Below are 26,053 nucleotides of genomic sequence, written 5' to 3'. Positions count from 1 at the left end.
CTCGAAGCGACGGTAGTAGTGAAAAGAAGTTAATCGAGAACTAATATAAATTATTTTCTATTTTTGTTTTATGCAACAATCTTATGTTTATATTTTAAGATGCGCTGATAATAGTTATTATACAGGCGTAACAAGTAACCTTGAACAAAGAATGTTTCAACATAATACAGGCTTTTATCCAGATTGTTATACTGCAAGAAGGAGACCATTAGAATTGGTTTTTTACTGCGAGTTTACGGATATTAATTTGGCAATAGAAACAGAAAAACAAATAAAAAAATGGTCTAGAGCGAAGAAAGAAGCTCTGATTAACGAACTTTACGACGAGCTACCTAATCTTGCTAAAAAGAACTTTAAATAGTTTTGATAATCGAATTGATTGTAGTGTAGCGTTTGTGTTTTGTAGCTTTAATGTTCTGCAAATAAGTTCTCGATACAATTTTATATTTCAAAAACTATCGTTTTTAAAACACAAAATCACTCGAAGTGACGGTAGTAGTGAAAAGAAGTTAATTGAGAACATGGAAGCATAGGTTTCATTTTTTCAAAAGTTCTCGATTAGCTTCTCTTAGTTCGGCAAGCCTCGGGTCAATTTTGCTCCATTTCATTCCTCAAAATCACTCGAAGTGACGGTAGTTTTTTCAGTTCACAGTTTTCAGTTTTCAGTTTTCAGTCACAGTTTACTACTATCGTCACTTCGAGTGTTTTTTATAAAATTGCGATTAGCCATTTTATAAAAAATGTATCGAGAACTTTTGAATAATGAATTTCAACTCACTACCACCGTCACTTCGAGTGTTTTTTATAAAATTGCGTCCAGCCATTTTATAAAAAATGTATCGAGAACTTTTATGCAAGTTAGTTCTCGATTAGCTACGCTCAGTTCGGCAAAAAAGCCTCGGGTTAATTATGCTCCATTGCATTCCAAAAGCACCTTACAGTTCTATTAAAGTTAACACATTTCAAAAATCAACTTCAATTTCAAAAATCAATTTCAATTTCAAAAATCAATTTCAAAAATCAATTTCAATATCAATATCAATATCAATTTTAATAGTAATAGCAATTTCAACTTCAATTTCAAAAGTCAATTTCAAAAGTCAATTTCAAAAATCAATTTCAAAATAACCCACAACGCACAACCTACAACCCACAACCTACAACGCACAACCTACAACGCACAACCTACAACCTACAACCTACAACCCACAACCCACAACCTACAACATAGAACCCACAACCCACAACCCAAAAAATCGCATTATAAAGTAACCCTGTTATTTGTGTTCCAAAAAAATGCAAAGAGAAGAAACAATTAGGTATTAAAATCCTATTTTTGACACAGAAACAAAAAATAAAATGGCATTCAACACCAACAAACTAAACCATTTTTTTAAGCTAGTAAAGCAATCCATCAAGGGAGAAGAACACGACTACACCCAAGGCAACGTAAAAGTAGCCATCGTACTCTTAGCAATTCCGATGGTATTAGAATTGAGTTTAGAATCGCTTTTCGCCGTGGTCGACATCTATTTTGTAGGTCATTTACCCAATGCTGACCTAGCCGTCGCGACAGTAGGTCTAACTGAAGCCGTAATCTCTTTAGTGTACACCATCGGAATCGGGTTGAGCGTTGGAGCAACCGCAATAGTATCAAGACGAATAGGCGAGAAAGATGTTTTGGGCGCTTCACAATCAGGTGCGCAAGCCATTCTTGTTTCCGTTTTGATCGCTATAGTAGTTGCCCTATTAGGTTATTATTTTGCACCCAATATTTTAGGATTGATGGGAGCAAAGCAAGCCGTAATTGATGAAGGTGCCACCTTTTCAAGAATAATCTTCGCGAGTAGTCCAGCCATTATCTTATTATTCCTCATTAACGGAATATTCCGTGGTGCTGGCGATGCCGCCATGGCCATGCGAAGTCTGTGGATTGCCAGTATCCTCAATATCGTTTTATGCCCGATTCTAATTTATGGTGTAGGTCCATTTCCAGAACTCGGATTAACAGGTGCAGCCATAGCAACCGCTATCGGACGAACCACAGGAGTAATGTATCAGTGCTATCATTTGTTTCTAAAAGATAGCACTATTCAAATTTTTCAATCGTATTTTAAACCCAATTTAGCAATCATAAAATCACTATTAGGCATTGCTACACCGGCTATGTTACAGTTTTTTATACAAAGTGGCAGTTGGATTGTATTGACCTACCTAGTTTCTATAACAGGAAGCACCGATGCTAGTGCTGGTTATCAAATAGCTATTCGGAATGTAGTTTTCTTTATTCTACCCGCATGGGGATTTAGTAATGCTGCTGCAACCTTAGTAGGGCAGAACCTAGGAGCACAACAAACCGAAAGAGCCGAGCAAAGTGTCTATCTAACTACTAAATATACAATGCTTTTTATGGGATTGGTATCCTTATTGTTTGTTTTTTTACCAGAAACGATAATCAGCTTCTATACTTCGAATAACGTCATTGCTGCGTACGGCGTTCAATCCCTCCGAATAATGGGCTTCGGCTTTGTATTCTATGGAATGGGAATGGTTTTAATTCAATCGCTAAACGGAGCAGGCGATACCAAAACGCCAACCTATATCAATTTCTTTTGTTTTTGGATGATTCAAATTCCACTTGCCTGGTTACTGGCCGTGCATTTCAAAATGGGACCAATTGGCGCATTTATTGCAATTCCTACTGCAGAAACGGTCTTGGCATTTCTTGCGTTTTATTTTTTTAAGAAAGGGAAATGGAAGGTTGTTGAGGTTTAGGTTTCAGTAATCAGTTTTCAGTAATCAGTTTTCAGTAATTAGTGTTCAGTGTTCAGTAATTAGTGTTCAGTAATCAGTGTTCAGTGTTCAATAATTAGTGTTCAGTGTTCAGTTTTCTATTTTCGTCACTTTTAGTGTTTTTTATGAAAGTTCTCGATTAGCTTCGCTCTGTTCGGTAAACCTCGGGTTAATTTTGCTCCAATACATTCCACAAAATCACTCAAAGTGATGGTAGTAGAGCGGTGTCGTTTACTAGTTTATACTTTATTTCGTTTCAATTTCTTACTATTTTTTATTCCTCATCTATTGATTTTACTGCATTTTTAAAAAAATAATAAAAATAATTGTTAATTCTGGAACGACTGTTTCAAAATGTTTTTTATCTTTGCCTCATAATTTAAAAATACCATGGCTCGTACGGTCGAATTTAACGAATGTGAAATCATAGAAAAAGCGATGAATGTCTTTTGGGAAAAAGGCTATCAAGCAACTTCTATGCAAGATCTCGTTGATGCCATGCAAATTAACAGAAGTAGTTTGTACAATACCATCGGCGATAAGCACCAGTTGTTCATGAAATGCATCAGCAGTTATTTTGACAACGCTATGGTTGAAATAAAAGAAAAAGTTGCCCAACAGACTTCGTCCAAACAAGCACTCATCAACATCATAAACGATAAAGCAGCTTGGATTGTAGATTGCGAAAAGGGCTGTCTAGGAATTAAAACTGTTTTTGAAATTGCACCTGAAGACAATGAAGTGCGACGTGTGATGAGTCAAAACAATGAAATCTTTCTTCAATTTTTGGCTGGAGTAGTGCAGAAAGCTATCGACGATAAAGAATTGGACGATTCAGAAGATGCAATCTTGATGGCGGAATACATCATGACCTCGTTCACCGGTTGGAAGCAATCGTACATTTTGGACCGAAACCCAATGCGTATCAAAAAGATGGCAGCCTACCTGATCAAACAAATTACACGTTAGCTTTTTTTTTAACTAATTCTGGAACGTTTATTTCAGAATTTCGAACATAAAATAAATCTATTTGATTCATAATCATCCTATTATCTGGAACGATTGTTTCAGAATTACATAAAATATTGCACAGCATAAATACACTAGAACACGCTTAATTCTGGAACGATTGTTTCAGAATAATAACCAAAACTTAACATTAATTTAATTCTAATCCTAACATGAAAACAAGTATCTATTTAAGCATAATTTCCTTACTTTTAGTAAGTTGTGCTAATAAAAATGAAGGTATGCCTGCCAGTGCGCCTGCCACGCTACCCGTTTTAACCATTGCATACCAATCGGCTGCCACCGAAACGGAGTTTCCAGTAGCCATTCAAGGTAAAAATGATGTAGAAATTCGTCCGCAAGTAAGCGGAACTTTAGACAAGATTTATGTAGATGAAGGTGCCTATGTAAACCAAGGTCAGCCACTATTCAAAATCAACGACAATTCGTACCGTCAACAATTGAATAACGCCGCCGCTAGTTGGAACGCCGCTCAAGCAGCCTTAATCAATGCCCAATTGGAAGTTGACAAGCTGACGCCTCTGGTTCAAAATAAAGTTGTTTCCGATTACCAATTGAAAACGGCAAAAGCCAATGTTAGTATTGCAAAAGCCAATGTAGCTCAAAATAGAGCAGCAGTAGAGGCTGCGCAGATTAACTTAAATTATACGGTAATCAAAGCTCCTGTAAGTGGATACATTGGAAGATTGCCAAAAAAACAAGGAAGCTTAATCAGTCAGAACGATCCGGAAGCGCTGACTAAATTATCCGATACCAAAGAAATATATGCGTACTTCTCTTTAGGTGAGAACGATTTCATCAATTTCAAGTCCAATTATCAAGGTACTACCATCAACGATAAGTTGAAAAACTTGCCTCCAGTTTCATTGGTTTTATCGGATAATTCTATTTATTCACAAACAGGAAAAATTGATATGGTAGATGGTCAATTTGACAAAACTACTGGAGCAATTACGTTACGAGCAAAATTTCCAAATGCCAACGGTTTGTTACGATCAGGAAATACGGGTAGGGTAAAAATCAGCATGCAACACGATAATTCTATTGTGATTCCGCAAGAGGCTACTCTTGAAATTCAAGATAAGTTGTATGTTGTTCTTGTAGACAAAAAGAACACTATAGCAAGACAACCCATCCAAGTTTCTGGAAAAAGTGGAACCAATTATTTGGTAAAAGAAGGCATTAAAACTGGCGACCGAATTGTACTTAAAGGTTTTGAAAACCTGCCTGATGGCGCAACTATTATTCCCGATAGCGCTAAGAAAGTAATAGCTAAATTATAATTATAAAACTATTTAACCAAATAGAAAAAAAGAATTCGATAGACCAATTGCTTCGCCAATTCGCTATTGCTCGGGTCTTTATTCGCATCACTATGTCAATTAAAATAAAGTGAAACACTTTTTTATAAAGTTTTAAATCTGTGTTTCTATGTGTTTAGAATAGTACTAACACCATTTGTTAAAACAATAACCTAACAAACAATCATTATGTTACAAAAATTTATTGACAGGCCAGTACTGTCAACGGTCATCGCTATTCTTATAGTTATCCTAGGAACTATAGGACTGACGTCACTTCCGTTACAACAATTTCCTGATATTGCACCACCAGCGGTTCAAGTGGTAGCCCTATATCCTGGAGCCAATGCCGAGACCGTTTTACGTTCGGTTGCCCCATCTTTAGAAGAAGCGATCAATGGTGTAGAAAACATGAGCTACATGAGTTCGACCGCTAGTAACGATGGTTCGTTGGTCATTACTGTAAATTTTAAATTGGGAACCAATCCGGATCAAGCGGCTGTAAATGTCCAGAATAGAGTTTCACAAGCTACAAGTCAGTTACCCGCTGAGGTAGTTCAAGCCGGAATTTCAACAACCAAACAGCAAAATAGTTTGTTGATGGTAGTAGATTTGTTATCGGAAAACGAAAAACAATACGATCAAACGTTTTTGGCCAATTATGCTCAAATCAATTTAATTCCCGATTTAAAAAGAATTCCTGGAGTAGGTCAGGCTCTAATTTTTGGAGGTAGTAAAGATTATTCTCTTCGTGTGTGGTTGAATCCAGCCAAAATGGCTAATTACAACCTAACGCCCAAAGAAGTCATGGGTGCTATTCAGGATAAAAATTTGGAAGCTGCACCAGGTCGATTTGGAGAAAGCAGCAACGAAGCCTTTGAATATGTCCTAAAATATAAAGGAAAACTGAATAAGCCCGAAGAATATGAAAATATTGTAATTCGCTCCAATTCGGATGGTTCTGTGTTGCGATTGAAAGATGTCGCGCGCATCGAATTGGGTTCGTACACTTATTCAAGTAGCACTCGCATTGATGGAAAAGCGGGTTTGAATATCGCAATTTATCAATTGCCGGGTTCCAATTCTAGTGATGTTCAAATTGCGATTAAAGAAATGATGAACAAAGCTTCTAAAGATTTTCCAAAAGATGTCAAACACCTAATTCTGTATAATACCAAAGACTCGTTAGACTTGTCTATAGCGCAAGTAAAATCTACATTGATTGAAGCTTTTATTTTGGTATTTATTGTAGTTTTCTTATTTCTTCAGGATTTTAGAGCCACGTTAATTCCGGCCATTGCAGTTCCGGTTTCTATTTTAGGAACGTTCTTTTTCATGCAAGTATTCGGATTTTCGGTCAACCTATTAACACTTTTCGCACTAGTATTAGCCATCGGAATTGTTGTGGATGACGCCATTGTAGTCGTCGAGGCCGTTCATGAGAAAATGCACAGCAAGAAGTTATCTGCCAAAGCAGCGACAACCTCTGCCATGAGCGAAATTACTGGCGCGATTATCTCGATTACCTTAGTAATGTCGGCGGTTTTTCTTCCCGTAGGATTTATGCAAGGTTCTACAGGCGTATTTTATAGACAATTTGCGTTTACTTTAGCCATTGCCATTGTAATTTCGGCGGTAAATGCGCTAACATTGAGTCCAGCATTAGCGGCTTTATTCTTAAAAGACGTTCCTCATGATGTACATGGAGCGCCTGAAAAACCTAAGAACTTCAAAGAAAAATTCTTTATTGGTTTCAATACCGGATTTGATAAATTAACCACAAAGTATGTAAAAAGTCTTCAGTTTTTAATCAAAAATAAATGGTTAAGCCTTGGTGGATTGGCTGTAGTTGTTGTAGCTACTTTTTATTTGGTAAAAACTACACCAACGGGTTTCATTCCATCGGAAGATCAAGGTTTTATTGCTATTTCAATGTCGATGCCAGCAGGAGCTTCTTTGGAACGAACCAAAGCCACCATGACCGAAGTGGAAAAAACTTTGGGAACCTTGCCTTCGCAAAAAACCTTAAATGTACTTTCTGGATTTAATTTGCTAACTCAATCGAGTAGTCCGTCTGCTGGTGTGGTTTTTATATTACTAAAACCTGCTAAGGAACGTGGCAAATTGATGGATATCAATGACATAATGAACGATGTTAGAGGACGCTTGAGTTCCATCAAAGGCGCTAATTTCTTTGTATTCACGTTTCCAACAGTTCCAGGGTTCAATAACGTGGATGGTTTGGATATCGTTCTAAAAGATAAAACAGGAGGTAGCATTAGTAAGTTCAGTGGTATCAGTATGCAATTTATCGGCGAATTAATGAAACGCCCGGAAATTGCAGTCGCTTTTACAAGTTTTAAAGCCGATTATCCGCAGTTGGAAATGGAAGTTGACGATGTAAAAGCCGAACAACTTGGTGTAAATGTTCGCGATATATTACAAACCATGCAAGCTTATTTTGGTAGTTCGCAAGCGTCAGACTTCAATCGATTTGGAAAGTATTACCGCGTTGTAGTTCAAGCTGAAGCCGATGCAAGAAACAAGCCTGAAACCTTAAACGGTGTGTTTGTCAAGAACCGTCAAGGCGAAATGGTTCCAGTTGCCACTTTAGTACAATTAAAACCGATTTTAGGTTCGGAAACCGCTTCAAGATACAACCTTTTTAATTCGATTAGTGTAAATGCCATTGCGAAACCTGGCTATAGTTCTGGTGCGGCAATAAAAGCGGTACAAGAAGTAGCAGAAACACAATTACCAAAAGGATATACCATAGAATTTTCAGGTTTAACCAAAGAAGAAATTACTTCGTCTGGACAATCAGCAGTAATCTTCGGGTTGAGTTTGTTGTTTGTATTCTTCTTATTGGCAGCGCAGTATGAAAGTTATATTCTTCCAGCAGCGGTAATCTTATCGATTCCAACAGGAATATTCGGAGTGTTTGTTGCCATTGGTTTAGCTGGAATTGAAAACAATATTTACGTACAAGTTGCCTTAATTATGCTTATCGGATTGTTGGCGAAAAATGCGATTCTTATTGTAGAATATGCCATTCAACGACGACGTGCAGGTAAATCGCTCTTGGCATCAGCATTGGAAGCGGCAAAATTACGTTTGCGTCCAATTATCATGACTTCATTTGCATTTGTTGTTGGATTAATTCCGATGATGCGTGCTACTGGTCCATCGGCTTTAGGTAACCACTCTATAAGTATTGGTGCGGCTGGTGGAATGGTATCTGGAGTTCTTTTGGGAATATTCATCATTCCTGTGTTGTTTATTGTATTCCAATATTTGCAAGAAAAAGTGAGTGGAAAACCGTTAGCAGTTGTGAACAACGAAAACCATTCTAAAGAGTAATTTAGGAATAGCCCTAAAACTCTGTCAGTGTTCAAAACCCAGGCAGAGTTACTAAATTAAATCATCTCGAATGAGGTACATAAATAACTATCTATTTAAAAAGTAGTTTTTAAATAGAGCCAGAACTCAGTCAGGGTTCAAAACCCAGACAGAGTTATTAAATAAAATCATCTCAAATGAGGTACATAAATAACTATCTATTTAAAAAGTAGTTTTTAAATAGAGCTAGAACTCTGTCAGGGTTCAAAACCCAGACAGAGTTATTAAATAAAATCATCTCAAATGAGGTACATAAATAACTATCTATTTAAAAAGTAGTTTTTAAATAGAGCTAGAACTCTGTCAGGGTTCAAAACCTAGACAGAGTTATTAAATAAAATCATCTCAAATGAGGTACATAAATAACTATCTATTTAAAAAGTAGTTTTTAAATAGAGCTAGAACTCTGTCAGGGTTCAAAACCTAGACAGAGCTACATAAAAAAAAATAAAAATCATCAAAAATGAATTACATACTTAACTATCTAAAGAACGCTGTTGTTGTAGTATTACTATTAACAGGATTGCCTATTTTTTCTCAAGAAAATTCTAAATTCGAACTTCCCGAAAGTTTCAGAAATTCAGTTGTAACCGACACAACAACTATAGCTGATATAAAATGGAAGTCGTTTTTCTCGGAAAACGATTTAATCGATTTAATCGATGTTGCTTTAGCAAAAAACAACGATTTGCAAATTGCCGAAAAGAACATTACCATTGCCAATTTGCAATACAAACAAGCCAAATGGGGTACTATTCCGCAAGTGAACGCTTACGCAAATGCTACGACCAATCGACTTTCTGAAAATAGTCTTAACGGATTAAGTACAAATCAATTTCTTGGCAAAAACCATATTGAAGATTTTTCTGCTGGATTCAATTTATCTTGGGAAGCCGATATTTGGGGTAAAATTAAAAACCAAAAGAAAAGTGCTTTAGCATCTTATCTGCAAACTGCCGAAGCCAAAAAAGCCGTGCAAACTTCGGTTGTTGCGGCTGTATCTAATGGCTTTTATGATTTGCTGATGCTGGATGCACAACTGGAAATTGCTAAGAAAACATTGGTTTTAAACGACAGTACAGTATTTGTTGTAAATCTTCAATACGATGCGGGTCAAGTAAATTTGCTTGCTAAACAGCAAACTGAGGCACAGCGATTAATAGCGGCGCAACTTATTCAAGAATTGGAGCAGAATATTCAATTGCAAGAAAATGCCTTGAGTATTTTGACGGGTACTTTTCCAGAAGCACAAAAACGAAAAAGTTTGCTGAACAACTTACTGGTAAGAGGCAATTTATCTGCGGGAATTCCATCGCAACTGCTAAGTAAGCGACCTGATGTTAAAAGTGCCGAATTGGAATTGGAAATGGCTAATGCACAAGTAGGAATTGCCAAAGCAAGTCTGTATCCTTCATTAACTATTTCAGCTGTTACTGGTGTAAATTCGTTTGAATTCAATAATTGGTTCAACATTCCGGCCTCTTTATTTGGTTCGATTACAGGAGGATTGGTGGCACCGCTTTTAAACAGTAAAAAACTTAAAACCCGATATGAAATTGCAAAAGTAGCTAGAGAACAATCGGTTTTACGATTCAAGCAATCGGTTTTGGTTGCCGTTGGAGAAGTTTCTAATGCCTTAGTAAAAATCGATAAGCAAGAAAAGGAATATACTATAGCCAATGAGCGTGTCGAGACCTTAAAAAAGTCAGTTGTAAATGCCACTATGCTTTTTAAAAATGGGATGGCAACTTATCTTGAAGTGATTATTGCACAAAGCAATCTTTTGCAAGCCGAATTACAATTGGCTTCAATCAAAAAGAACCGACTTGTTGCTAATGTTGCATTGTACCGCGCTTTAGGTGGTGGTTGGGAATAAATAAAATAAAAAATTTACGCTTCTACTTGTTTACAAACAAGATGCTAACTTTAAAAAACAATAAAAAATGAAAAACGAAAACTGCTCGAGTCACCTTGCTTTTTTTGGAAAAAGAAAGTGTACCAATACCGATTTTTTCAAAACTGAAATTACTGAGGACATTGAAAAGGAACGAACTATGAATCAAGTAAGGGAAATTGATGGAAATAACAAACTCAATTTTCACTTGATTGATATAGATAAAGTATTTGCGAATTAAAATTAAAAGCCAAGCTATAATGATTACTGTTTTATTATATCCAATAGCATTAATTCCGTTACGGATTTTATACCTTTTCTCGAATTGTTGTGCTTATTTGTTGTATCATGTTTTTAAATATAGACGAAATGTGGTAAGAGAAAACATCGTAAAATCGTTTCCCAATTTAGATAAAAAAGAACAAATTACCATCGAAAAACAATTTTACAAAAACTTCTGTGACAATTTTATAGAAACTGTAAAACTACTATCGATGTCAGAACGTAGTTTGCAGTCGCACATTACTGCCGATTATTCCGAACTAGAACGAATACTTTCAGAAAATCAAAACTGCCATATATATCTTGGGCATCAGTTCAATTGGGAATGGGCGAATGCACATATTGGATCGACTTTTAAAAATACCAATATTGCAGTTGCTTACAAACCCTTAAGCAGCAAGTTGTTTAACGATTTTATGCTTAAGGTGCGAAGTCGTTTTGGTTCTAAAATGGTTTCTTCCAAAAACATGAAGCATGAAATGGACGTGTTTGCCACACAACAGCATGTATTAATTTTGGTTGCCGATCAAAATCCGAGGATTCCGAAACGAAGTTTTTGGACTTCGTTTTTGTCACAGCCGACAGCGTTCATAAGTGGTTCTGAACTGTATACGGCATCGCACAAAACACCGACACTATTTGCTAAAATTATTAGAGAAAAAAGAGGGTACTATAAATTTGTCTTAACGCCAATCTTCGATTTTTCACAGGAATATAATTTGGGTAGCATTACTAGTATTTTTACAAAAAAATTGGAGAATGCCATAAAAGCCAATCCCGAAAATTACCTATGGAGCCACAAAAGATGGAAGCACCAATACAAGAACGAGTACAATAAACGTTGGATAGATTCCGAAATGGAATTGCAACTGTAAGTACACTTTTTATCTTTTTAAAATAGCTTATATTTCTGTTAAAGTTCGTGCTTTTAAAATTGCGATTCGTCGTAATAATTTAATTTTACATCAAGATTCAACTACTAAAAATGTCAAAACACATTCCCATATCCCTACTAGAATTAGCCATAGTTTCTGAAGGCAGCAACGCCAGCGAAACCTTAACGAAAACCAAAGAGCTAGCACAACTTGCCGACAGTTTGGGTTATAACCGTTTTTGGTTGGCCGAACACCACAATATGGCACACGTTGCCAGCACGGCGACCGTAGTTTTAATAGGTTACATTGCGAGTCAAACGAAAGACCTTCGCGTAGGTTCTGGTGGTATTATGTTACCCAACCATTCACCACTTATAGTTGCCGAGCAGTTTGGTACGCTAGAAACTTTGTATCCCGGTCGTATCGATTTGGGTTTGGGTCGCGCTCCAGGAACCGACGGACTCACAGCACAAGCCATTCGCAAAGATTTTGTGGCAGAGTCGCAGCAATTTCCTAAAAATGTTTCTGAGTTACAAACCTATTTTTCTAAAGAAAACAGCACCGGACAAGTACGAGCATTTCCTGCCGAAGGCTTGAATGTACCCATTTGGATTTTAGGTTCCAGTATGGATAGCGCCGCATTGGCTGCTGCCTACGGATTGCCCTATGCCTTTGCCGGACATTTTGCTCCCAAGCAAATGCTGCAAGCTTTTGAGTTTTACAGAGAAAACTTTGAACCCTCCGAATACCTTTCGGAACCCAAAACGATGGCTTGTGTGAATGTAATTGCTGCCGACACGCAAGCCGAAGCCGAACTGCTTTCGACCAGTTTGTACCAAATGTTTCGCAACTTGGTAACCAATAATAGAAAGCCATTGCAACCACCTGTTGTCGGTTTCTACGAAAGTATGAATGAAACCGAACGCTTTCATGTCAACCAAATGACCGCTTGCTCGTTTGTTGGTGATAAGACCCATTTAGTCAAGGAATTGAAAAAGTTCCTCGACTACACACGCATTGATGAGGTAATGATTACGAGTCCGATTTATGATCACGCTGACAAATTGAAAAGTTTTACTATTGCTAAGGAAGTAATTGAGGAAATTAATGCATAATTTCAGATAGTTAAGTTGCTAAAAACTAATTTTATTTTTGATTGCTCGGAACTATAAATTTATAGCTAATTTTGTTTCAGAACAAAAAAAGTACCATTGATACCATGCAAACCGACGTAAAAAAACTTTTCCCTTCGTTTTCACCAGCACTTGTAGAAGATATCGCCTCGCAGGCAATTGAGCAATCCTTTGGAGCGGGTCATGTTATTATGCGAACTGGACAATACATCAAAAATACGGTTTTGGTGTTAAGCGGTAGCATCAAGATTTATCGTGAAGACGACGACGGCGGTGAGTTTTTTATGTACTACCTAAAACCAGGTCAGGCTTGTGCTATTTCAATGATTTGCGCTACCAAAAGCGAGCAAAGTCAAATTATGGCTAAGGTTGTAGAGGATGTAGAGGTGGTTATGGTGCCGTTGCCACTTATGGACAAATGGATGATGCAACACCGCAGTTGGTATGAATTTGTTATCGATACCTACCGCAGCCGCTTTGAAGAAGTGCTAGAAGTGGTTGACAGTATTGCTTTTCGCGCCATGGACGAACGATTGGAGTTTTATTTAAAACGACACCAAGAAGCGTGCGGCTGCCATGATTTAAAATTATCCCATCAAGAAATTGCAACCGAACTCAACACTTCGCGCGAAGTAATCTCGCGACTACTCAAGAAGTTAGAGCAACGCGGCGCTGTAAAATTACACCGCAACCACATCGAATTGGTAAAATAATCGACCTGTGTGATAAAAGTTACCAACGGTAAAAAGTAAACACACAATCTTTGTATTCTAAATTTTACAATTATGGAATACCTAGGTTATTTTGCGTCATTAGTAATAGGAATTGTTTTAGGTCTTATTGGCGGTGGCGGTAGTATTTTAATCATCCCAATATTAGTTTATTTATTCAAAGTACATCCCGAAAACGCTACAACCTATTCTCTATTTGTAGTAGGGATTGCGGCTTTAGTTGGCTCTGTACAACACTACAAACTCGGAAATTTAAAAGTAAAATCGGCTCTAGTTTTTGCGTTACCATCCATCGTATCGATGTTGATTGTACGTAAAATTGTACTTCCTGTATTGCCTGGTGAGATTTTTACACTAAGTGATTTTGTACTAACCAAGAACACATTAATCATGCTAGTTTTTGCAATTTTAATGATAGCGGCATCCGCATTCATGATTAAAAAAACAGCAGTACTTTCCGATAAAATTATTGTAATCAATTATAATAAACTTGCCTTCATAGGATTCCTAGTCGGATTCATAACCGGTTTTTTAGGTGCAGGTGGCGGTTTTTTAATTATTCCGGCTTTGCTATTCTTTGCAAAGCTTCCCATCAAGCAAGCCGTTGGTACCTCATTACTCATTATTTTTATGAACTCGTCTATTGGGTTTTTGGGTGATTTAGAAGGTAATGTACCGCTTAATTACCAATTGCTCTTTACCATAGCACTACTTGCAATTATCGGAATGGTACTAGGAACTGCATTATCCAAAAAAATAGACGGTGCCAAATTAAAACCTGCCTTTGGATATTTTGTTTTGGTAATGGGTTTGTATATTGTTGCAAAAGAGTTTTTTCTGAACTCGTAAAGTACAATTTAGAAATAGTTTTTTGCAATGTAACTAATGTCACAAACCAACCCAAAAGCAAGCAGTAATTTTGCAGTATAAAAAATAAACAATCATGAAAATAGAACAAATATACACCGGATGTTTAGCACAAGGAGCGTATTACATAACCTCCAATGGCGAAGCTGCCATTATTGATCCACTTCGCGAAACGCAACCTTATCTAGACCGACTAGAGAAAGATGGCGTACAATTGAAATACATTTTTGAAACACACTTTCATGCAGATTTTGTTTCAGGTCATTTGGATTTAAGCAAAAAGACAGGCGCTGCAATAGTTTATGGACCAACTGCAAAGCCCGAATTTGAATTCATTTCAGCTCAAGACAATCAGATTTTTGAAATTGGAGACCTAAAAATAAAAGTACTACACACGCCAGGACACACTATGGAAAGTACGACTTACTTGCTCATAGATGCTGCAGGCAAGGATCATGCTATTTTTTCGGGTGATACTTTATTTTTGGGCGATGTGGGAAGACCCGATTTAGCTCAAAAAGCAGCACACATGACGCAAGAACAATTAGCCGGATTGTTGTACCATTCTTTAAGAGATAAAATAATGACTTTGGCAGATGATGTGATAGTTTATCCAGCACATGGTGCAGGTTCGGCTTGTGGAAAAAACATGAGTAAAGAAACAATAGGCTCCATAGGGGATCAAAAAGCTACCAATTATGCGCTACGTGCCAACATGACCGAAGCGGAGTTTATTAAAGAAGTAACCGATGGCTTGCTACCACCACCAGCGTATTTCGGTATGAATGTAGCCATGAATAAAAGCGGTATAGCGAGTTTTGATACTGTTTTTCATAACGGAATGACAGCAATAAATGCAACCGAATTTGAAGCAATTGCAGAAGAAACAGGTGCTTTGATATTAGATACCCGAAATACTACCGATTTTGCTAAAGGTTACGTACCACAATCCATCAATATTGGAATTCATGGCGATTTTGCTCCATGGGTTGGTGCCTTAATTGGTAATGTAAAACAACCTATTTTATTAGTAACCGATTTAGGAATGGAAGAAGAAACGGTGACACGATTGACTCGAGTAGGATTTGACCACATCATTGGACATTTGAAAAATGGTTTTAAAGCTTGGAAAGAAGCAGGTTACGATACCGATGCAATTAACCAAATAACTGCCGATACATTTGCCAATGAAGTAAAGATCGGAGAAAGCAAAGTAATTGATGTTCGGAAAGAAAGTGAATACCAAGCCGAACATGTGGAAGAAGCCTACAGTCGTCCTTTGGCGGCAATCAACGAATGGGTAAAAGACATCAATCCCGAAGAACATTTTTATCTTCATTGTGCTGGCGGTTATCGTTCGATGATGGCGGCTTCGATATTGCAAGCAAGAGGTTACCGCAACTTTACAGAAATTGAAGGTGGATTTGCAGCAATTAGTAAAACTAGCATTCCTAAAACCGATTTCGTATGCCAAAGCAAAGTACTTAAAGTAGAATAAACTAGTAATAAATAAAGAAAAATGGGAATTTTAAACACACTTTTTGGAAGAACAAAAGCTAATGAAAATTTAGCATCAATACTAAATGACAACGCCTTTTTAGTCGATGTTCGTACGCCAGCAGAATTTGCAGACGGTCATGTGGTAGGTTCAACTAACATACCATTAGATCAAGTTGCTCAACAAGTAGCAAAGTTTGAAAATAAAGAACACATCATTGTTTTTTGTAAAAGCGGCAACCGCAGTGGTCAAGCTAAGGCAATTTTAGAGCAAAATGGTTTTACCAATGTGACTAATGGTGGTACTTGGCAAGAGGTGCAAGTCCTAGTAAAACTTTACTATTAATAGTAGCAAACAGCACAACGAGATATGTCTACATTTGAATTTATTACACAACCTTGGCCTTGGTATGTTGCTGGTCCTTTGGTTGGATTGACCGTACCTTCCTTATTAATTTTAGGAAATAAGAACTTTGGAATTAGCGCTAATTTGCGTCATGCGTGTGCTGCTTGTTTACCAGCCAATATTTCTTTCTTTAAATACGATTGGAAAAAAGAAATTTGGAATGTTTTTTTTGTAATTGGAATTTTACTTGGCGGTATTCTTGCCTTTTCGTTTTTGAGCAATCCGAATCCAATTGAAATTGATGCAAATTTACGATCAGAATTAGCTTCCTACGGTATTACTGCAATTGATGGTATGTTGCCGTCGCAAATCTTCTCTTGGGAACAACTACTAACACTTAAAGGATTTTTAATGATGGTAGTAGGCGGATTTATGATTGGTTTTGGCTCGCGTTATGCTGGCGGTTGTACCAGCGGGCATGCTATTTCTGGATTATCCAACTTGCAAGTGCCGTCGTTAATTGCTACGTGTTGTTTCTTTATTGGAGGTTTAATTATGGCAAATGTCATTTTACCAATCATTTTATCACTTTAATTAAATACTAATGAAAAATACAAATCAAAATACCGACTTCGAAATGCGTTCGTTGGATACTGTTTGTGTAAACGAAAGTCACCTAGAACATAAATGGTATCATAATGGTAAATATTTACTGGTTGGTTTACTGTTTGGTATCGTATTCATCAAAGCTGAAATAATTAGTTGGTACAGAATTCAGGAAATGTTTCGATTTCAATCGTTTCATATGTACGGAGTTATTGGCAGTGCCGTGGTGGTTGGTGCTATTTCGGTTTTTATAATTAAGCGGTTTGGTATCAAAACTATTTATGGTGAAAAAATAGAATTCCACGATAAAAAATTCAATAAAGGTCAAATTATTGGAGGCTTTCTATTTGGATTGGGTTGGGCAATAACAGGTGCTTGTCCTGGACCTATTTTTGCTCAAATTGGAACAGGCGTAACGGTTATGTTAGTCACATTGTTCTTCGCCATAGTTGGAACATGGGTTTATGGTTATTTTAGAGATAAATTGCCACATTAATTTGAAAAATTAATGTCAAATATGATAAAACAATTGATAAATGTATTTTCTTAATTATTCTTAAAGATTGATTTACTAAATCTTGTACCAATTAGTTTGGACACAAAAAAAGCTCTGAATGAATCAGAGCTTTTTTTGTTTTATGACCTTGACTGAAGTGTTTTTACGCATAGTTTTTTCGAACTTTTACTCACATCACGACTTTTTTAAAGACATTTTCAAAACCAAATTTTTATTTGAGTGGACAGAAATGGACTTGAAATGTGCAGAATGGTCACAAAAACGGTCACAAAATTTTGATGTAAATATGCACCATGACAGTGCCAGACAATCTTTTTGTTCAAATGCCTTTAAAGCAGGTATGGCTATTAAGCATATTATGGCAATACGTGGACATAAATCGGAACGAGTATTTCTAAACTATGTAAAAGTTGAGAAAGCTGAAAATGCAAAAAGGATAGCGGAAGACGTTTTTTTTTACTTGATTATAAACCATTTTTCAAAGGATGATTATTTCCAAAGCCGTAAATAAGGAATAAGTAATGTGAAAAGTGTAGCATTTCACGTTGTTTTTTATGTCGTTGACGACATTTTTTTTTGTTAAATTAGAAATAGTAGCATATTTGGTGGAAAACTTTATAATATGAGATAAAGATTTTTATTGTTTGTAAAGTTAAAACGTGCTTCGTAAAAGAACTTAAGTATTTGATTAAACTGATAGAAAAAGTTTATAATTTTCAATCATTTATTAAGTAGGTCGTTTTTACTTTATTTATTAACTCAACAAAGTATCTTTTTCCTGTAATTAATAACTAAAAATAATAACTATGAAAAATTTTAAATTATTCTGTATCTCCATAATTCTTATTTCATTCTTTAATGAATTAGAAGCTCAAAATACAAATACTTTTAATTTGAATTCTTCACACGATTACCCAACTTACCTAGACATTTCATTTACTGATAAAGGGCGATCGCTTGGAGATGATTTTGCTTCTTCATATGTTCGTAATTATTCAAATGCGACTATATCTTTTGGTATAGAATTTACGATTAACGATTATTGCGGGAATTCAAGAATAGTATACTGGCCCGGTGGACTAATACTTGAACCTGGAGCTAGTGAGAATGAAATCTATGCTTTAGCGGCTTCTTGTAAAGAGTTAAAAAGCAACGGAGATAAAAAATTTGGAATTTCATCTGTGTATTGTAGAGTTATATCTTTTAAAAATTTAACAGAAGAAGAAAACAGAATTAAAGAAGAAAGAGACAAAAAAGAAAAGGAGCAACAAGTTCTGAAAGAAAAAAAAGAGAAAGAAAAAATTGCAAAGCAAGAAGCTGAAAACAAGGAACGTGAAGATAATTTAAGAAAAGAAAAAGAAAACAAAGAAAAACAAGAATTGGAATCAAAAATAGCAAAAGAAGAAAATACTAAAAGAGAAGATAGGGTAGAACTTAATGAGGACGAAGTTAAAAAATCTGAAGAATTAAAAAAAATAGAGCAAGAAAGAATTGAAAGAACAAAAAAAAATCAAAATGTTGAATCTGATAAAAAAGTAGAAAAGCAAAAGACTGATGCGGAAATAGAAGCAGCTCGATTAGAATTTGAAAGACGCCAGAAAGAATCTCAAGCAAAAGCATTAGAAGCAGAAGGAGATACGTTTTATTCTTTAGGTAGTATATTTATTAACAGCGCTTTAGAGAAATACAATCAAGCACAACTTATTTATTATTCAGCAGCTGTACAAGTCAAAATAGATAAAATAAATGGAATTAAGGCCGCCGTTAATTTGGTTAATGAGGGTATGGAAAAAGTAGATGAATTTTTATCAGATACACAACAAACATTTGATGATGCAGGTTGGCCTCGATGGCGTGTAGCGTCTTTTTCTTATGAAGCTTTAGCACCTTCATTTAAAGGTTTTGAAACACAGAAAGTAATTGTTCCAAAAGCATATTCGATCAGTTACGGATTTTATAGACTACTTGCTTTAGAAGTTGGACTTAAATACCAAGAATCTCCTGTTTATAAATTCGGATTAGAGGATAATAATGGGCAATACATTGGTAAGGATGTGGAAGCTAGTAATACAACACTTGGTCCGGAATTATTACTTGGATTAGGTGGTGGCAGTAAAAATTTAGCGTTTTACGTAATGTATGGGTATTATTTTCCATTCGTATTAAGTGGGACCTCTTATACCACTGGCTATGAATACAGAGGTGATTTTAAAGATGCCTTTGGAACTACTCCAATTAGTAAGCTTAAGGCTGGTATTTTCTATAGGATTCCAAAAACAACTATAGGCATTGGTGTTTACTATTGCATGAATGGTGTAAATGGAGAGAAATTACTAGAAGGAAGTTTAGTTGATGTAATTGATCGATCAAGAGGATTAGAAGACATATATGGTTTAGGGCCTGGTAATAATTCATCTTTAGATCGACTAAAATACAATTCTATTGGTTTTAGTTTTATCATAAAAAATCGATGATAATTTTATTTCTATACTTGTAACCTTTGGTCAAGAAGAGCGTATTATTAAAGCTTTTGAACGCCTCGATGTATTAAACAAATCAATATGAAAATTAAAATCTTACTCACTATTTTTTTATTCTCATTTTTTACTGGGTTTGCCCAAAATCAAACCTACCTTCTCTTGGCTTACGGTCAAAAGAGAATTAATCTTGTTTGTGGACAAAAAATAATATTAAAAAAAGAAGAAATAGTACTACAACCAGCAGAAGCACTTTTGTATCGCGATAAATTGCAAAAAGACTTTAGATACAGCCTTGGTAAAGACCACACAAATATTTACGTAGAGTTGATTCCTGCCACTACTGCAATTATATTTTTTGAATTTGAAAAAACATACACACCACAAAAAGACGGTTGGGATTGTACCAACACACAATATGGTTGTATTAAAGGGAAAGATTTGTTAGCTGCCGAAAAAGCATTTGCCAACTACCAAGCCGAGTATAAAAATACCAGTTTTAAAGAAGTATTTCGCTGGGGCAAACCTACAAATCTTACACCTGTTGCAATTAGCGAAAGCGATTTGGATGTACAATGGAAGACTTTAGACAAAAAGCAATTTTTACAAATGAAAAATACCCGCAAGGATGCAGCACTGCAGGTAACTATTGTGCAGTATAAACAAGGAGCAACTGTTACTACAGGAAATGAAACCGACCTGAGTAAAATGATTAAAACAGGCGAAACCAGCATCACATTAGAACCAGGTGGGACAGCCAATACTACTTTTGATAAAGCGAGCGGTTTTGAAATACGAATTATACAAAAAGCACCCACAAAAGAAGAACAAGGCTTGATAGATAAGACTAAAGAAATTATAAGAAATTATATCAAAAAACCCGATGGCACTATAGGAAAAATGGTGGGTGTTGGTGTTAGAGGATAAAATAAACTATTAAAAACAAAGATTATGAAAAAACAAATTTTTAGAATAGTACTATTTTTATTAGTAAGCCATTTTGCAAACAGTCAAACCTTCAAAGCAACCTATGATCCCACTACAAGTTTTAAAGATGAAGGTTTCGGTTTTTATATCGATTTTGAATTTGAAGCACAAGGGTTAACACCAGATTCCAAATCTACCATAATAGTGCTAAAATCAATGAAAATTAATTTTGACAAAGGCTATTTTAAAAAATATTACGCACAACCGAAGGGCAAATATTATACTTGTGCACAACTCAACGGTTTGTGTAACGAAACTATAGTTTCGAATATTACACTTGGAATCGATTGGGAATATGACGGGAAAATATATCACAATGGAAAACAATTTAGTGGCAGACAAGTAGGATCTAAATTTGAATGGGTAAATATTCCCAACTATTATAGCCCATCTTCTGACATTCCTTTTAAAGAGCAAAAATTAGCAGTTATAAAAAAAATATCTATTGGTAGTTGTAGTGTTAATACTATAGATCGTATCGAAGAAATTGTTAGAAAATTAAATAAAATGTAGTAACTATTTTTTGCAAAAACACAAATCATTTTCAAATGAAAACCAAAACACTACTTATATTCTTTTTTATAAGTTTTTCTGTTATATGCTTTTCACAAGAGCAGCCAAATCTTGAAACAGCGTTTTTAAAAGAATTAAACAATATCGCTACTTATACTTACAAAGTTCCAAAAAGCGATTTTAACGAGCACGATTCTATTGTAGTAGTAAAACCCTATGAAATTAATAAAAACATATTATCAACAACGTATCAAAAAAAAATAAATGACACTTTGTATACTCTAAAAATGGAAGTGCCCTTTCATAAAATAATAAAAGTTTATATTGATATTTATACTATTTTGAGTTTTAATGATACTGATTCGACTGTTTACAAAACTGCGGTTGCAACTGGAAAAACTGAGGTTTACAAAACACAAGATTGGAATGTTGGTATTCCTCTATATGAAGGTGAGGAGCGAACTGCGGCTTTACAAAAGTTGTTAGAAACTATGTACGAAAAGGCAATACGAAAACCAAAAGCTACCTACATAAAGCCAAAAAAGAAACCTTAAACTAAGCAGGAACTATTCAAAATTATTATATTTGATTATTATTAAAAACCATTTTACCAAACTTATCATGAGCAAAATTGGACTACTTTTATTTTTACTATTATTTAGTAGTTCTCTTTCTTTAGCTCAATCTAAAGAAAAAGCTCAAACAGCATTTTTAAAAGAGTTAAATAGTATTTTGCAAAATTCTAAAGAATATGATTGGAATTATTTTATGCAAGAAGCGGAAACAGTAAAAATCGAAAAACCTTTTGCGATAAATAATGGTATTTTAAGCGTATCAATTAATTATAAAAATGGTGATAGTATTACTAATGTTCTCCTGCAAGCTCCAGTAAATAAAATTAAATCCGTTAATTACGACCATTATTTAGTTTTAGAATTTGAAACCGATGAAGTAACAAATCAGCACTATCTGCCCAATAGCAGTGCAATAGAAACTACTACAAAACAAAACTACTTTCACATTGGAACTCCACTGAAAGACGGACGGAAAGAACGAAAAAAACTGGAAAAGCTTTTAGTAAAGTTTTTGGAGTTTTTGAATTAGTTACGTTACTGAACTCCAATGATAAAGCACCCAATGCGTTTCTGTTTCAATTAAATAATTGTGTTCTTGCCAATCATCATCAAAGCAAATCACATTTAGAATTGTTTTTGGGTCTAGCAATTCAACATAAAATTCAGGCTTGTCATTTTTTGAAAATTCAAAACAAGGTTCGGCGGTGATAGCTTTTATATTTTCGTTGTAGTTTTTATAGAATAGCTCTGTTGGAACTTTTTTGCCAATAGTGTTTGAAAAACCTTGTTCTGTGATAAAAAAATTAAAGAATTGAGATAGTGTTGGCGTGGTTGTATTCCACTCATTTCCCCAAATTCCTAGTTCTTTGGTTTGTTTCTGAAGTAAATAAATAAGTGCCTCAACATTAGTTTTTGCAACTGCTTTATGTAAAGTGATAATTATAGCTTTATTCCAAAAAGAATTGCTAGTTTCTAACTCATAAAAATCCGCTTTTTCCCAATTACCATTGGTTAACAAGTGATTGTTTAATGATGCGGTATATAGTTCAGTTAAGTTCATTTCATTGATTTTTCAAGCGTTACAACCGTTTTATTAGACGATAAAATTAGCTTGTCCTCTACTCGTTTGTAGTGGATCGTGTCATCCAAAAAAGTAAACAACAACTTCGCAGCATCGGTATTGCAACATACATCTGTAATCGTACTATTTTCTAATGTAAAACTGTTTTTATTTATAAAAATTAATTTTCCAGATAAGTTGTTATCTTCTGCAAATAGTGTGATGTTGCTTGGTATGCTATGGTCTAAAAGATACGTTCTTGTTGAATCAAAAATACTATTTTGATGTCCATTTTTTAATTGAATAATTTTCCACTTTCCTTCTGGTAATGCATAAATTTCTTGCTTTTTGTTTTCAAAATTATTGCAAGAACTATTTAGTGCAAACAGAAGTAGTGAAAAGTACTTAAATACTCTTGGATAACGAGTTGTAGTACCAATACTAAATCTCATCAGTAAAAACATAGGGTACTCCGTTTACAACAAAATTACAATCGGGCAACATTTCTTTTAATAATAGCATTTTGTCTTTTATTGCATTTATATCATCAACTGAAAATAAAAGTGTGTTAAGGTCAGTCAGATCTCTTAATTGCAAAATTCCATCAATCGTAATGCTAGTATCTTTTAGGTGCAAAAATTTTAAAGTGATTAATTTGTTTAAATCGGTTATGCAGTCATCATCAATATCAGTGCAACCTTTTAATCGCAATTCATCTACATACAGCAAATTTGTCAATTCTTTAATAGCCTCATTGGTGACCTCAGTTTCATTTAAGTCCAGCATGATTACACCTGAAACATCTCTTAAATAGTACGCCAAGCCAGCATCATTTAATTCTGGAATTCCTCGAAAATCCATATGTTCTTGAAAACTTGAATCGGTGGTTTCTGAACCCAACCTTTTTTCCCAATATTTCATATCTCTTATCATAAATTAATTTATTGATATCTTTAATTTTATGGATTTCTCTTTGTTTTGAATTTAAATATAGTAAAAAAGTTAGTAATTTTAGAAAAATTTTGCAAAATCATAAACCATTTTTGTATGAAGCACCTTTATTTTACCTTTGTTCTATTTGTATCGCTTAATTCCTTTTCGCAAGAAGCTAAAATAGATAGTCTAACTACATTAATTACAGATGCTACTAACCCAATTGAAAAAGCCAAATTACTTCTCAAACGAAGCAAAGCCTATCCTTTAATTAAAACTATCGAGCCAAAAAGTGATGCGGTTCTTGCACTAGATTTAGCTAAGAAGGCTAATGATTATAAAATTCAAATAGAAGCCTTAAGTCAGATTTCTGGTGTAAATTTTAGAGAAAACAAGTATGAAGAAGCTTTAGAAAATGATACTGAAGCATTGACATTATCCATAAGAAATGATGATGCTTTGGGCAAAGTTACTTCTTACAGGAATATAGGAAGGAATTTAAAGTCGTTGGGAAAAGTAGGAGAAGCTATTCAAAAAACAATTTTGGCAAAAGAGATTGCGCTTAAAGAAAATCTAACTCAAGAATATGCTTCAGTTAATAATGCATTAGGGATATTGTATCGCGTAAACGGTCAATTTGATGAATCTTTAGAAGTTTTTAATGAAGCCTTAAAACAAACTAAAAACTCTAGGTTACTTTCCTTGATCTATATGAATAAAGGTAATTCTTTAAGTGAATTAATGCGGCTTGAGGAAGCAGCTGATAATTATTATGCTGGGCTAAAAATAAATGAAAATCTTAACGATGAAAAAGGAAAGTTGCAATCCTATAACAATTTAAGTGTTTTGTTTAAAAAAGCGAAGCGTTTTGATAAGGCCATTTATTACGCGAAGCAATCGTTAGAAATATCCAAAAAAAATGGTGTAAAAAATAGTATGGCTGTTAGTTATGATAATTTGGCGAACTTCTATGATTTAACTAACAAAAGCGACTCGATAGTTTGGTATAGAAAAGAGGCTATCAAATTATTTGATGAATTGAATGATGAGAAAAATTTAGCACGTTGCTACCATAATTTAGGTCACTATTTCCTACTACAAAACAAGTTATCAGAAGCTAAGCAATATTTAAATAAAGCTTTAGAAAAACGTTTAAAGATTAAAAATGATATAGATATAGCTTCAACTCAAACTAGTTTAGGAATACTAGCGGATAAAGAAAAAGACTATCCATTAGCAGAACACTATCTATTGAAAGCTAAAGCGTTGGTGAAAAATGAAAAGACCGAAAATAAAGCGTTTCTCTTGAACGCACTTTCAGATCATTACAAATTAAAAGGCGATTTAGAAAATGCTCTTGCAGAAAAGCAAGCCGCGATGAATCTTAAAGATTCGCTGTTGCAAAGTGATGAAGTTGTTGAAGTTTTATCTAAAAACCATGAGTACCAGATAGAAAAAAAGGATGAAGAAATTCAAAAAGCAGAAAGTTTTAAATCTAAATATAATATCAATCGATTGGTTTTTGCTCTATTATTATTTGGCGTTTTTTTGATAGCACTTTATTCTTTTGTAAGGTGGAAAAAATTAGACTATAAGAAGAAAGAGCTTCTTATGGAAAAAAATAAAATTGAAGAACAGCACGAACAAACACTAGTAGAACTAGAAGCAGAGAAAAAGAAGGCAGTTGTTGATTATATTGTGCTTAAAAACAAAACTCAAGTGCTATTAGAAGACATCTTTTACATTCGTTCTGATGATCATTATCTTGAATTAATTACTAAATCAAAAAAGGAAATTACGAGAGGCAGTTTGAAGCAGCTGGAGGATCAACTACCAGCAAATTTTGTAAGATGCCATAAATCACACATTATAAATACAAATTACATAAAAAGTAAAAATGCAAAAGAAATCTTAATGAAAAACAATGATTTAATTCCGATTTCTAGAAATTATAAATTGGATTAGAATAAAAAATCATTAATAAACGCCGTAGTGGAAATGAAAGCTACTTTTCAATCAGAGATTGAAAAACTTTTTTTGTATAAAAAATGATTTTATGAGCAAGCGCAACATCACTTTTTTATACAAAAAAAGCTCTGATTTTCATCAGAGCTTCCATTCTTAAGTGACCTTGACTGGATTTTGCTCCGCAGTTTCCAGAATAAACTCCGTAGTGGAAATGAAAGCTACTTTTCAATCCAAGATTGAAAAACTTTTTTTGTGTAAAAAATTGATTTT

The 26,053-nt window shown here is 34.8% G+C and carries 25 protein-coding genes; 22 read left to right on the top strand and 3 right to left on the bottom strand.

Annotated elements, in window-relative coordinates; translation table 11 throughout:
* The first annotated feature begins 70 nt into the window (after positions 1-70).
* The 21 genes from ACZ098_RS00810 to ACZ098_RS00710 all read left to right on the top strand — a co-directional run bounded on the left by ACZ098_RS00810 (position 71) and on the right by ACZ098_RS00710 (position 22,351).
* Complete coding sequence (locus tag ACZ098_RS00810; RefSeq protein ID WP_487309828.1) at positions 71-361, top strand: GIY-YIG nuclease family protein; 291 nt, start codon at positions 71-73, stop codon at positions 359-361.
* 998 nt (positions 362-1,359) lie between these two features.
* Positions 1,360-2,775, top strand: coding sequence for an MATE family efflux transporter (locus ACZ098_RS00805; RefSeq protein WP_487309827.1), 1,416 nt, complete (start codon positions 1,360-1,362; stop codon positions 2,773-2,775).
* Positions 2,776-3,183: 408 nt separating this feature from the next.
* Entirely contained in the window at positions 3,184-3,762 is a 579-nt protein-coding gene (locus ACZ098_RS00800; RefSeq protein WP_487309826.1) for a TetR/AcrR family transcriptional regulator, read from the top strand.
* Between the two features lie 212 nt (positions 3,763-3,974).
* The gene (locus ACZ098_RS00795) at positions 3,975-5,105 is read left to right on the top strand and encodes an efflux RND transporter periplasmic adaptor subunit (RefSeq protein WP_487309825.1); all 1,131 of its coding nucleotides are present in this window, start codon (positions 3,975-3,977) and stop codon (positions 5,103-5,105) included.
* Positions 5,106-5,312: 207 nt separating this feature from the next.
* Positions 5,313-8,483, top strand: coding sequence for an efflux RND transporter permease subunit (locus ACZ098_RS00790; RefSeq protein WP_487309824.1), 3,171 nt, complete (start codon positions 5,313-5,315; stop codon positions 8,481-8,483).
* A 502-nt stretch (positions 8,484-8,985) separates the two neighbouring features.
* Entirely contained in the window at positions 8,986-10,398 is a 1,413-nt protein-coding gene (locus ACZ098_RS00785) for an efflux transporter outer membrane subunit (RefSeq protein WP_487309823.1), read from the top strand.
* Positions 10,399-10,465: 67 nt separating this feature from the next.
* Positions 10,466-10,657, top strand: coding sequence for a hypothetical protein (locus ACZ098_RS00780; protein WP_487309822.1), 192 nt, complete (start codon positions 10,466-10,468; stop codon positions 10,655-10,657).
* Between the two features lie 19 nt (positions 10,658-10,676).
* Complete coding sequence (locus ACZ098_RS00775; protein ID WP_487309821.1) at positions 10,677-11,573, top strand: lysophospholipid acyltransferase family protein; 897 nt, start codon at positions 10,677-10,679, stop codon at positions 11,571-11,573.
* 110 nt (positions 11,574-11,683) lie between these two features.
* The gene (locus ACZ098_RS00770; protein ID WP_487309820.1) at positions 11,684-12,688 is read left to right on the top strand and encodes an LLM class flavin-dependent oxidoreductase; all 1,005 of its coding nucleotides are present in this window, start codon (positions 11,684-11,686) and stop codon (positions 12,686-12,688) included.
* 104 nt (positions 12,689-12,792) lie between these two features.
* Complete coding sequence (locus ACZ098_RS00765; protein ID WP_487309819.1) at positions 12,793-13,419, top strand: Crp/Fnr family transcriptional regulator; 627 nt, start codon at positions 12,793-12,795, stop codon at positions 13,417-13,419.
* 72 nt (positions 13,420-13,491) lie between these two features.
* Positions 13,492-14,286: a sulfite exporter TauE/SafE family protein gene (locus ACZ098_RS00760; protein ID WP_487309818.1), complete on the top strand. Its 795-nt coding sequence runs from the start codon at positions 13,492-13,494 to the stop codon at positions 14,284-14,286.
* A 94-nt stretch (positions 14,287-14,380) separates the two neighbouring features.
* Positions 14,381-15,802, top strand: coding sequence for an MBL fold metallo-hydrolase (locus ACZ098_RS00755; protein WP_487309817.1), 1,422 nt, complete (start codon positions 14,381-14,383; stop codon positions 15,800-15,802).
* 21 nt (positions 15,803-15,823) lie between these two features.
* Complete coding sequence (locus tag ACZ098_RS00750; RefSeq protein ID WP_487309816.1) at positions 15,824-16,147, top strand: rhodanese-like domain-containing protein; 324 nt, start codon at positions 15,824-15,826, stop codon at positions 16,145-16,147.
* A 24-nt stretch (positions 16,148-16,171) separates the two neighbouring features.
* The gene (locus ACZ098_RS00745) at positions 16,172-16,741 is read left to right on the top strand and encodes a YeeE/YedE family protein (protein WP_487309815.1); all 570 of its coding nucleotides are present in this window, start codon (positions 16,172-16,174) and stop codon (positions 16,739-16,741) included.
* Between the two features lie 43 nt (positions 16,742-16,784).
* Entirely contained in the window at positions 16,785-17,249 is a 465-nt protein-coding gene (locus tag ACZ098_RS00740; RefSeq protein WP_487310521.1) for a DUF6691 family protein, read from the top strand.
* A gap of 118 nt (positions 17,250-17,367) precedes the next feature.
* Complete coding sequence (locus tag ACZ098_RS00735; RefSeq protein ID WP_487309814.1) at positions 17,368-17,781, top strand: hypothetical protein; 414 nt, start codon at positions 17,368-17,370, stop codon at positions 17,779-17,781.
* 295 nt (positions 17,782-18,076) lie between these two features.
* Positions 18,077-19,744 carry a hypothetical protein gene (locus ACZ098_RS00730; RefSeq protein WP_487309813.1) on the top strand — a complete coding sequence of 556 codons (1,668 nt, stop codon included), beginning with the start codon at positions 18,077-18,079 and terminating at the stop codon, positions 19,742-19,744.
* Positions 19,745-19,831: 87 nt separating this feature from the next.
* Complete coding sequence (locus ACZ098_RS00725; RefSeq protein ID WP_487309812.1) at positions 19,832-20,674, top strand: hypothetical protein; 843 nt, start codon at positions 19,832-19,834, stop codon at positions 20,672-20,674.
* A 24-nt stretch (positions 20,675-20,698) separates the two neighbouring features.
* The gene (locus ACZ098_RS00720; protein WP_487309811.1) at positions 20,699-21,247 is read left to right on the top strand and encodes a hypothetical protein; all 549 of its coding nucleotides are present in this window, start codon (positions 20,699-20,701) and stop codon (positions 21,245-21,247) included.
* 35 nt (positions 21,248-21,282) lie between these two features.
* Positions 21,283-21,801 carry a hypothetical protein gene (locus ACZ098_RS00715; RefSeq protein ID WP_487309810.1) on the top strand — a complete coding sequence of 173 codons (519 nt, stop codon included), beginning with the start codon at positions 21,283-21,285 and terminating at the stop codon, positions 21,799-21,801.
* 67 nt (positions 21,802-21,868) lie between these two features.
* On the top strand, positions 21,869-22,351 hold the full coding sequence (locus ACZ098_RS00710) for a hypothetical protein (protein WP_487309809.1): 483 nt from the start codon (positions 21,869-21,871) through the stop codon (positions 22,349-22,351).
* Here ACZ098_RS00710 and ACZ098_RS00705 read toward each other — a convergent pair whose 3' ends face one another.
* The 3 genes from ACZ098_RS00705 to ACZ098_RS00695 are packed head-to-tail and all read right to left on the bottom strand — an operon-like array spanning position 22,352 to position 23,815.
* On the bottom strand, positions 22,352-22,882 hold the full coding sequence (locus ACZ098_RS00705) for a hypothetical protein (RefSeq protein WP_487309808.1): 531 nt from the start codon (positions 22,880-22,882) through the stop codon (positions 22,352-22,354).
* A complete protein-coding gene (locus tag ACZ098_RS00700; RefSeq protein WP_487309807.1) occupies positions 22,879-23,334 on the bottom strand; it encodes a hypothetical protein in 456 nt (151 codons plus the stop codon). The genes ACZ098_RS00705 and ACZ098_RS00700 overlap by 4 nt, the downstream gene beginning before the upstream one ends.
* Entirely contained in the window at positions 23,324-23,815 is a 492-nt protein-coding gene (locus tag ACZ098_RS00695; protein WP_487309806.1) for a hypothetical protein, read from the bottom strand. The genes ACZ098_RS00700 and ACZ098_RS00695 overlap by 11 nt, the downstream gene beginning before the upstream one ends.
* Before the next feature lie 114 nt (positions 23,816-23,929).
* On the opposite strand from ACZ098_RS00695, the gene ACZ098_RS00690 reads away from it, so the two are divergent.
* Entirely contained in the window at positions 23,930-25,780 is a 1,851-nt protein-coding gene (locus ACZ098_RS00690; RefSeq protein ID WP_487309805.1) for a tetratricopeptide repeat protein, read from the top strand.
* Positions 25,781-26,053: the final 273 nt, after the last annotated feature.

It is taken from the genome of Flavobacterium sp. SP2, assembly GCF_057626655.1.
This window is presented reverse-complemented; position numbering and strand designations above follow the sequence as displayed.

Excerpts from the sequence above, each read along its gene's own strand:
- ACZ098_RS00810 (WP_487309828.1), top strand. The coding sequence starts at position 71 with ATGCAACAATCTTATGTTTATATTTTAAGATGCGCTGATAATAGTTAT.
- ACZ098_RS00805 (WP_487309827.1), top strand. The coding sequence starts at position 1,360 with ATGGCATTCAACACCAACAAACTAAACCATTTTTTTAAGCTAGTAAAG.
- ACZ098_RS00800 (WP_487309826.1), top strand. The coding sequence starts at position 3,184 with ATGGCTCGTACGGTCGAATTTAACGAATGTGAAATCATAGAAAAAGCG.
- ACZ098_RS00795 (WP_487309825.1), top strand. The coding sequence starts at position 3,975 with ATGAAAACAAGTATCTATTTAAGCATAATTTCCTTACTTTTAGTAAGT.
- ACZ098_RS00790 (WP_487309824.1), top strand. The coding sequence starts at position 5,313 with ATGTTACAAAAATTTATTGACAGGCCAGTACTGTCAACGGTCATCGCT.
- ACZ098_RS00785 (WP_487309823.1), top strand. The coding sequence starts at position 8,986 with ATGAATTACATACTTAACTATCTAAAGAACGCTGTTGTTGTAGTATTA.
- ACZ098_RS00780 (WP_487309822.1), top strand. The coding sequence starts at position 10,466 with ATGAAAAACGAAAACTGCTCGAGTCACCTTGCTTTTTTTGGAAAAAGA.
- ACZ098_RS00775 (WP_487309821.1), top strand. The coding sequence starts at position 10,677 with ATGATTACTGTTTTATTATATCCAATAGCATTAATTCCGTTACGGATT.
- ACZ098_RS00770 (WP_487309820.1), top strand. The coding sequence starts at position 11,684 with ATGTCAAAACACATTCCCATATCCCTACTAGAATTAGCCATAGTTTCT.
- ACZ098_RS00765 (WP_487309819.1), top strand. The coding sequence starts at position 12,793 with ATGCAAACCGACGTAAAAAAACTTTTCCCTTCGTTTTCACCAGCACTT.
- ACZ098_RS00760 (WP_487309818.1), top strand. The coding sequence starts at position 13,492 with ATGGAATACCTAGGTTATTTTGCGTCATTAGTAATAGGAATTGTTTTA.
- ACZ098_RS00755 (WP_487309817.1), top strand. The coding sequence starts at position 14,381 with ATGAAAATAGAACAAATATACACCGGATGTTTAGCACAAGGAGCGTAT.
- ACZ098_RS00750 (WP_487309816.1), top strand. The coding sequence starts at position 15,824 with ATGGGAATTTTAAACACACTTTTTGGAAGAACAAAAGCTAATGAAAAT.
- ACZ098_RS00745 (WP_487309815.1), top strand. The coding sequence starts at position 16,172 with ATGTCTACATTTGAATTTATTACACAACCTTGGCCTTGGTATGTTGCT.
- ACZ098_RS00740 (WP_487310521.1), top strand. The coding sequence starts at position 16,785 with ATGCGTTCGTTGGATACTGTTTGTGTAAACGAAAGTCACCTAGAACAT.
- ACZ098_RS00735 (WP_487309814.1), top strand. The coding sequence starts at position 17,368 with ATGAATCAGAGCTTTTTTTGTTTTATGACCTTGACTGAAGTGTTTTTA.
- ACZ098_RS00730 (WP_487309813.1), top strand. The coding sequence starts at position 18,077 with ATGAAAAATTTTAAATTATTCTGTATCTCCATAATTCTTATTTCATTC.
- ACZ098_RS00725 (WP_487309812.1), top strand. The coding sequence starts at position 19,832 with ATGAAAATTAAAATCTTACTCACTATTTTTTTATTCTCATTTTTTACT.
- ACZ098_RS00720 (WP_487309811.1), top strand. The coding sequence starts at position 20,699 with ATGAAAAAACAAATTTTTAGAATAGTACTATTTTTATTAGTAAGCCAT.
- ACZ098_RS00715 (WP_487309810.1), top strand. The coding sequence starts at position 21,283 with ATGAAAACCAAAACACTACTTATATTCTTTTTTATAAGTTTTTCTGTT.
- ACZ098_RS00710 (WP_487309809.1), top strand. The coding sequence starts at position 21,869 with ATGAGCAAAATTGGACTACTTTTATTTTTACTATTATTTAGTAGTTCT.
- ACZ098_RS00705 (WP_487309808.1), bottom strand. The coding sequence starts at position 22,882 with ATGAACTTAACTGAACTATATACCGCATCATTAAACAATCACTTGTTA.
- ACZ098_RS00700 (WP_487309807.1), bottom strand. The coding sequence starts at position 23,334 with ATGAGATTTAGTATTGGTACTACAACTCGTTATCCAAGAGTATTTAAG.
- ACZ098_RS00695 (WP_487309806.1), bottom strand. The coding sequence starts at position 23,815 with ATGATAAGAGATATGAAATATTGGGAAAAAAGGTTGGGTTCAGAAACC.
- ACZ098_RS00690 (WP_487309805.1), top strand. The coding sequence starts at position 23,930 with ATGAAGCACCTTTATTTTACCTTTGTTCTATTTGTATCGCTTAATTCC.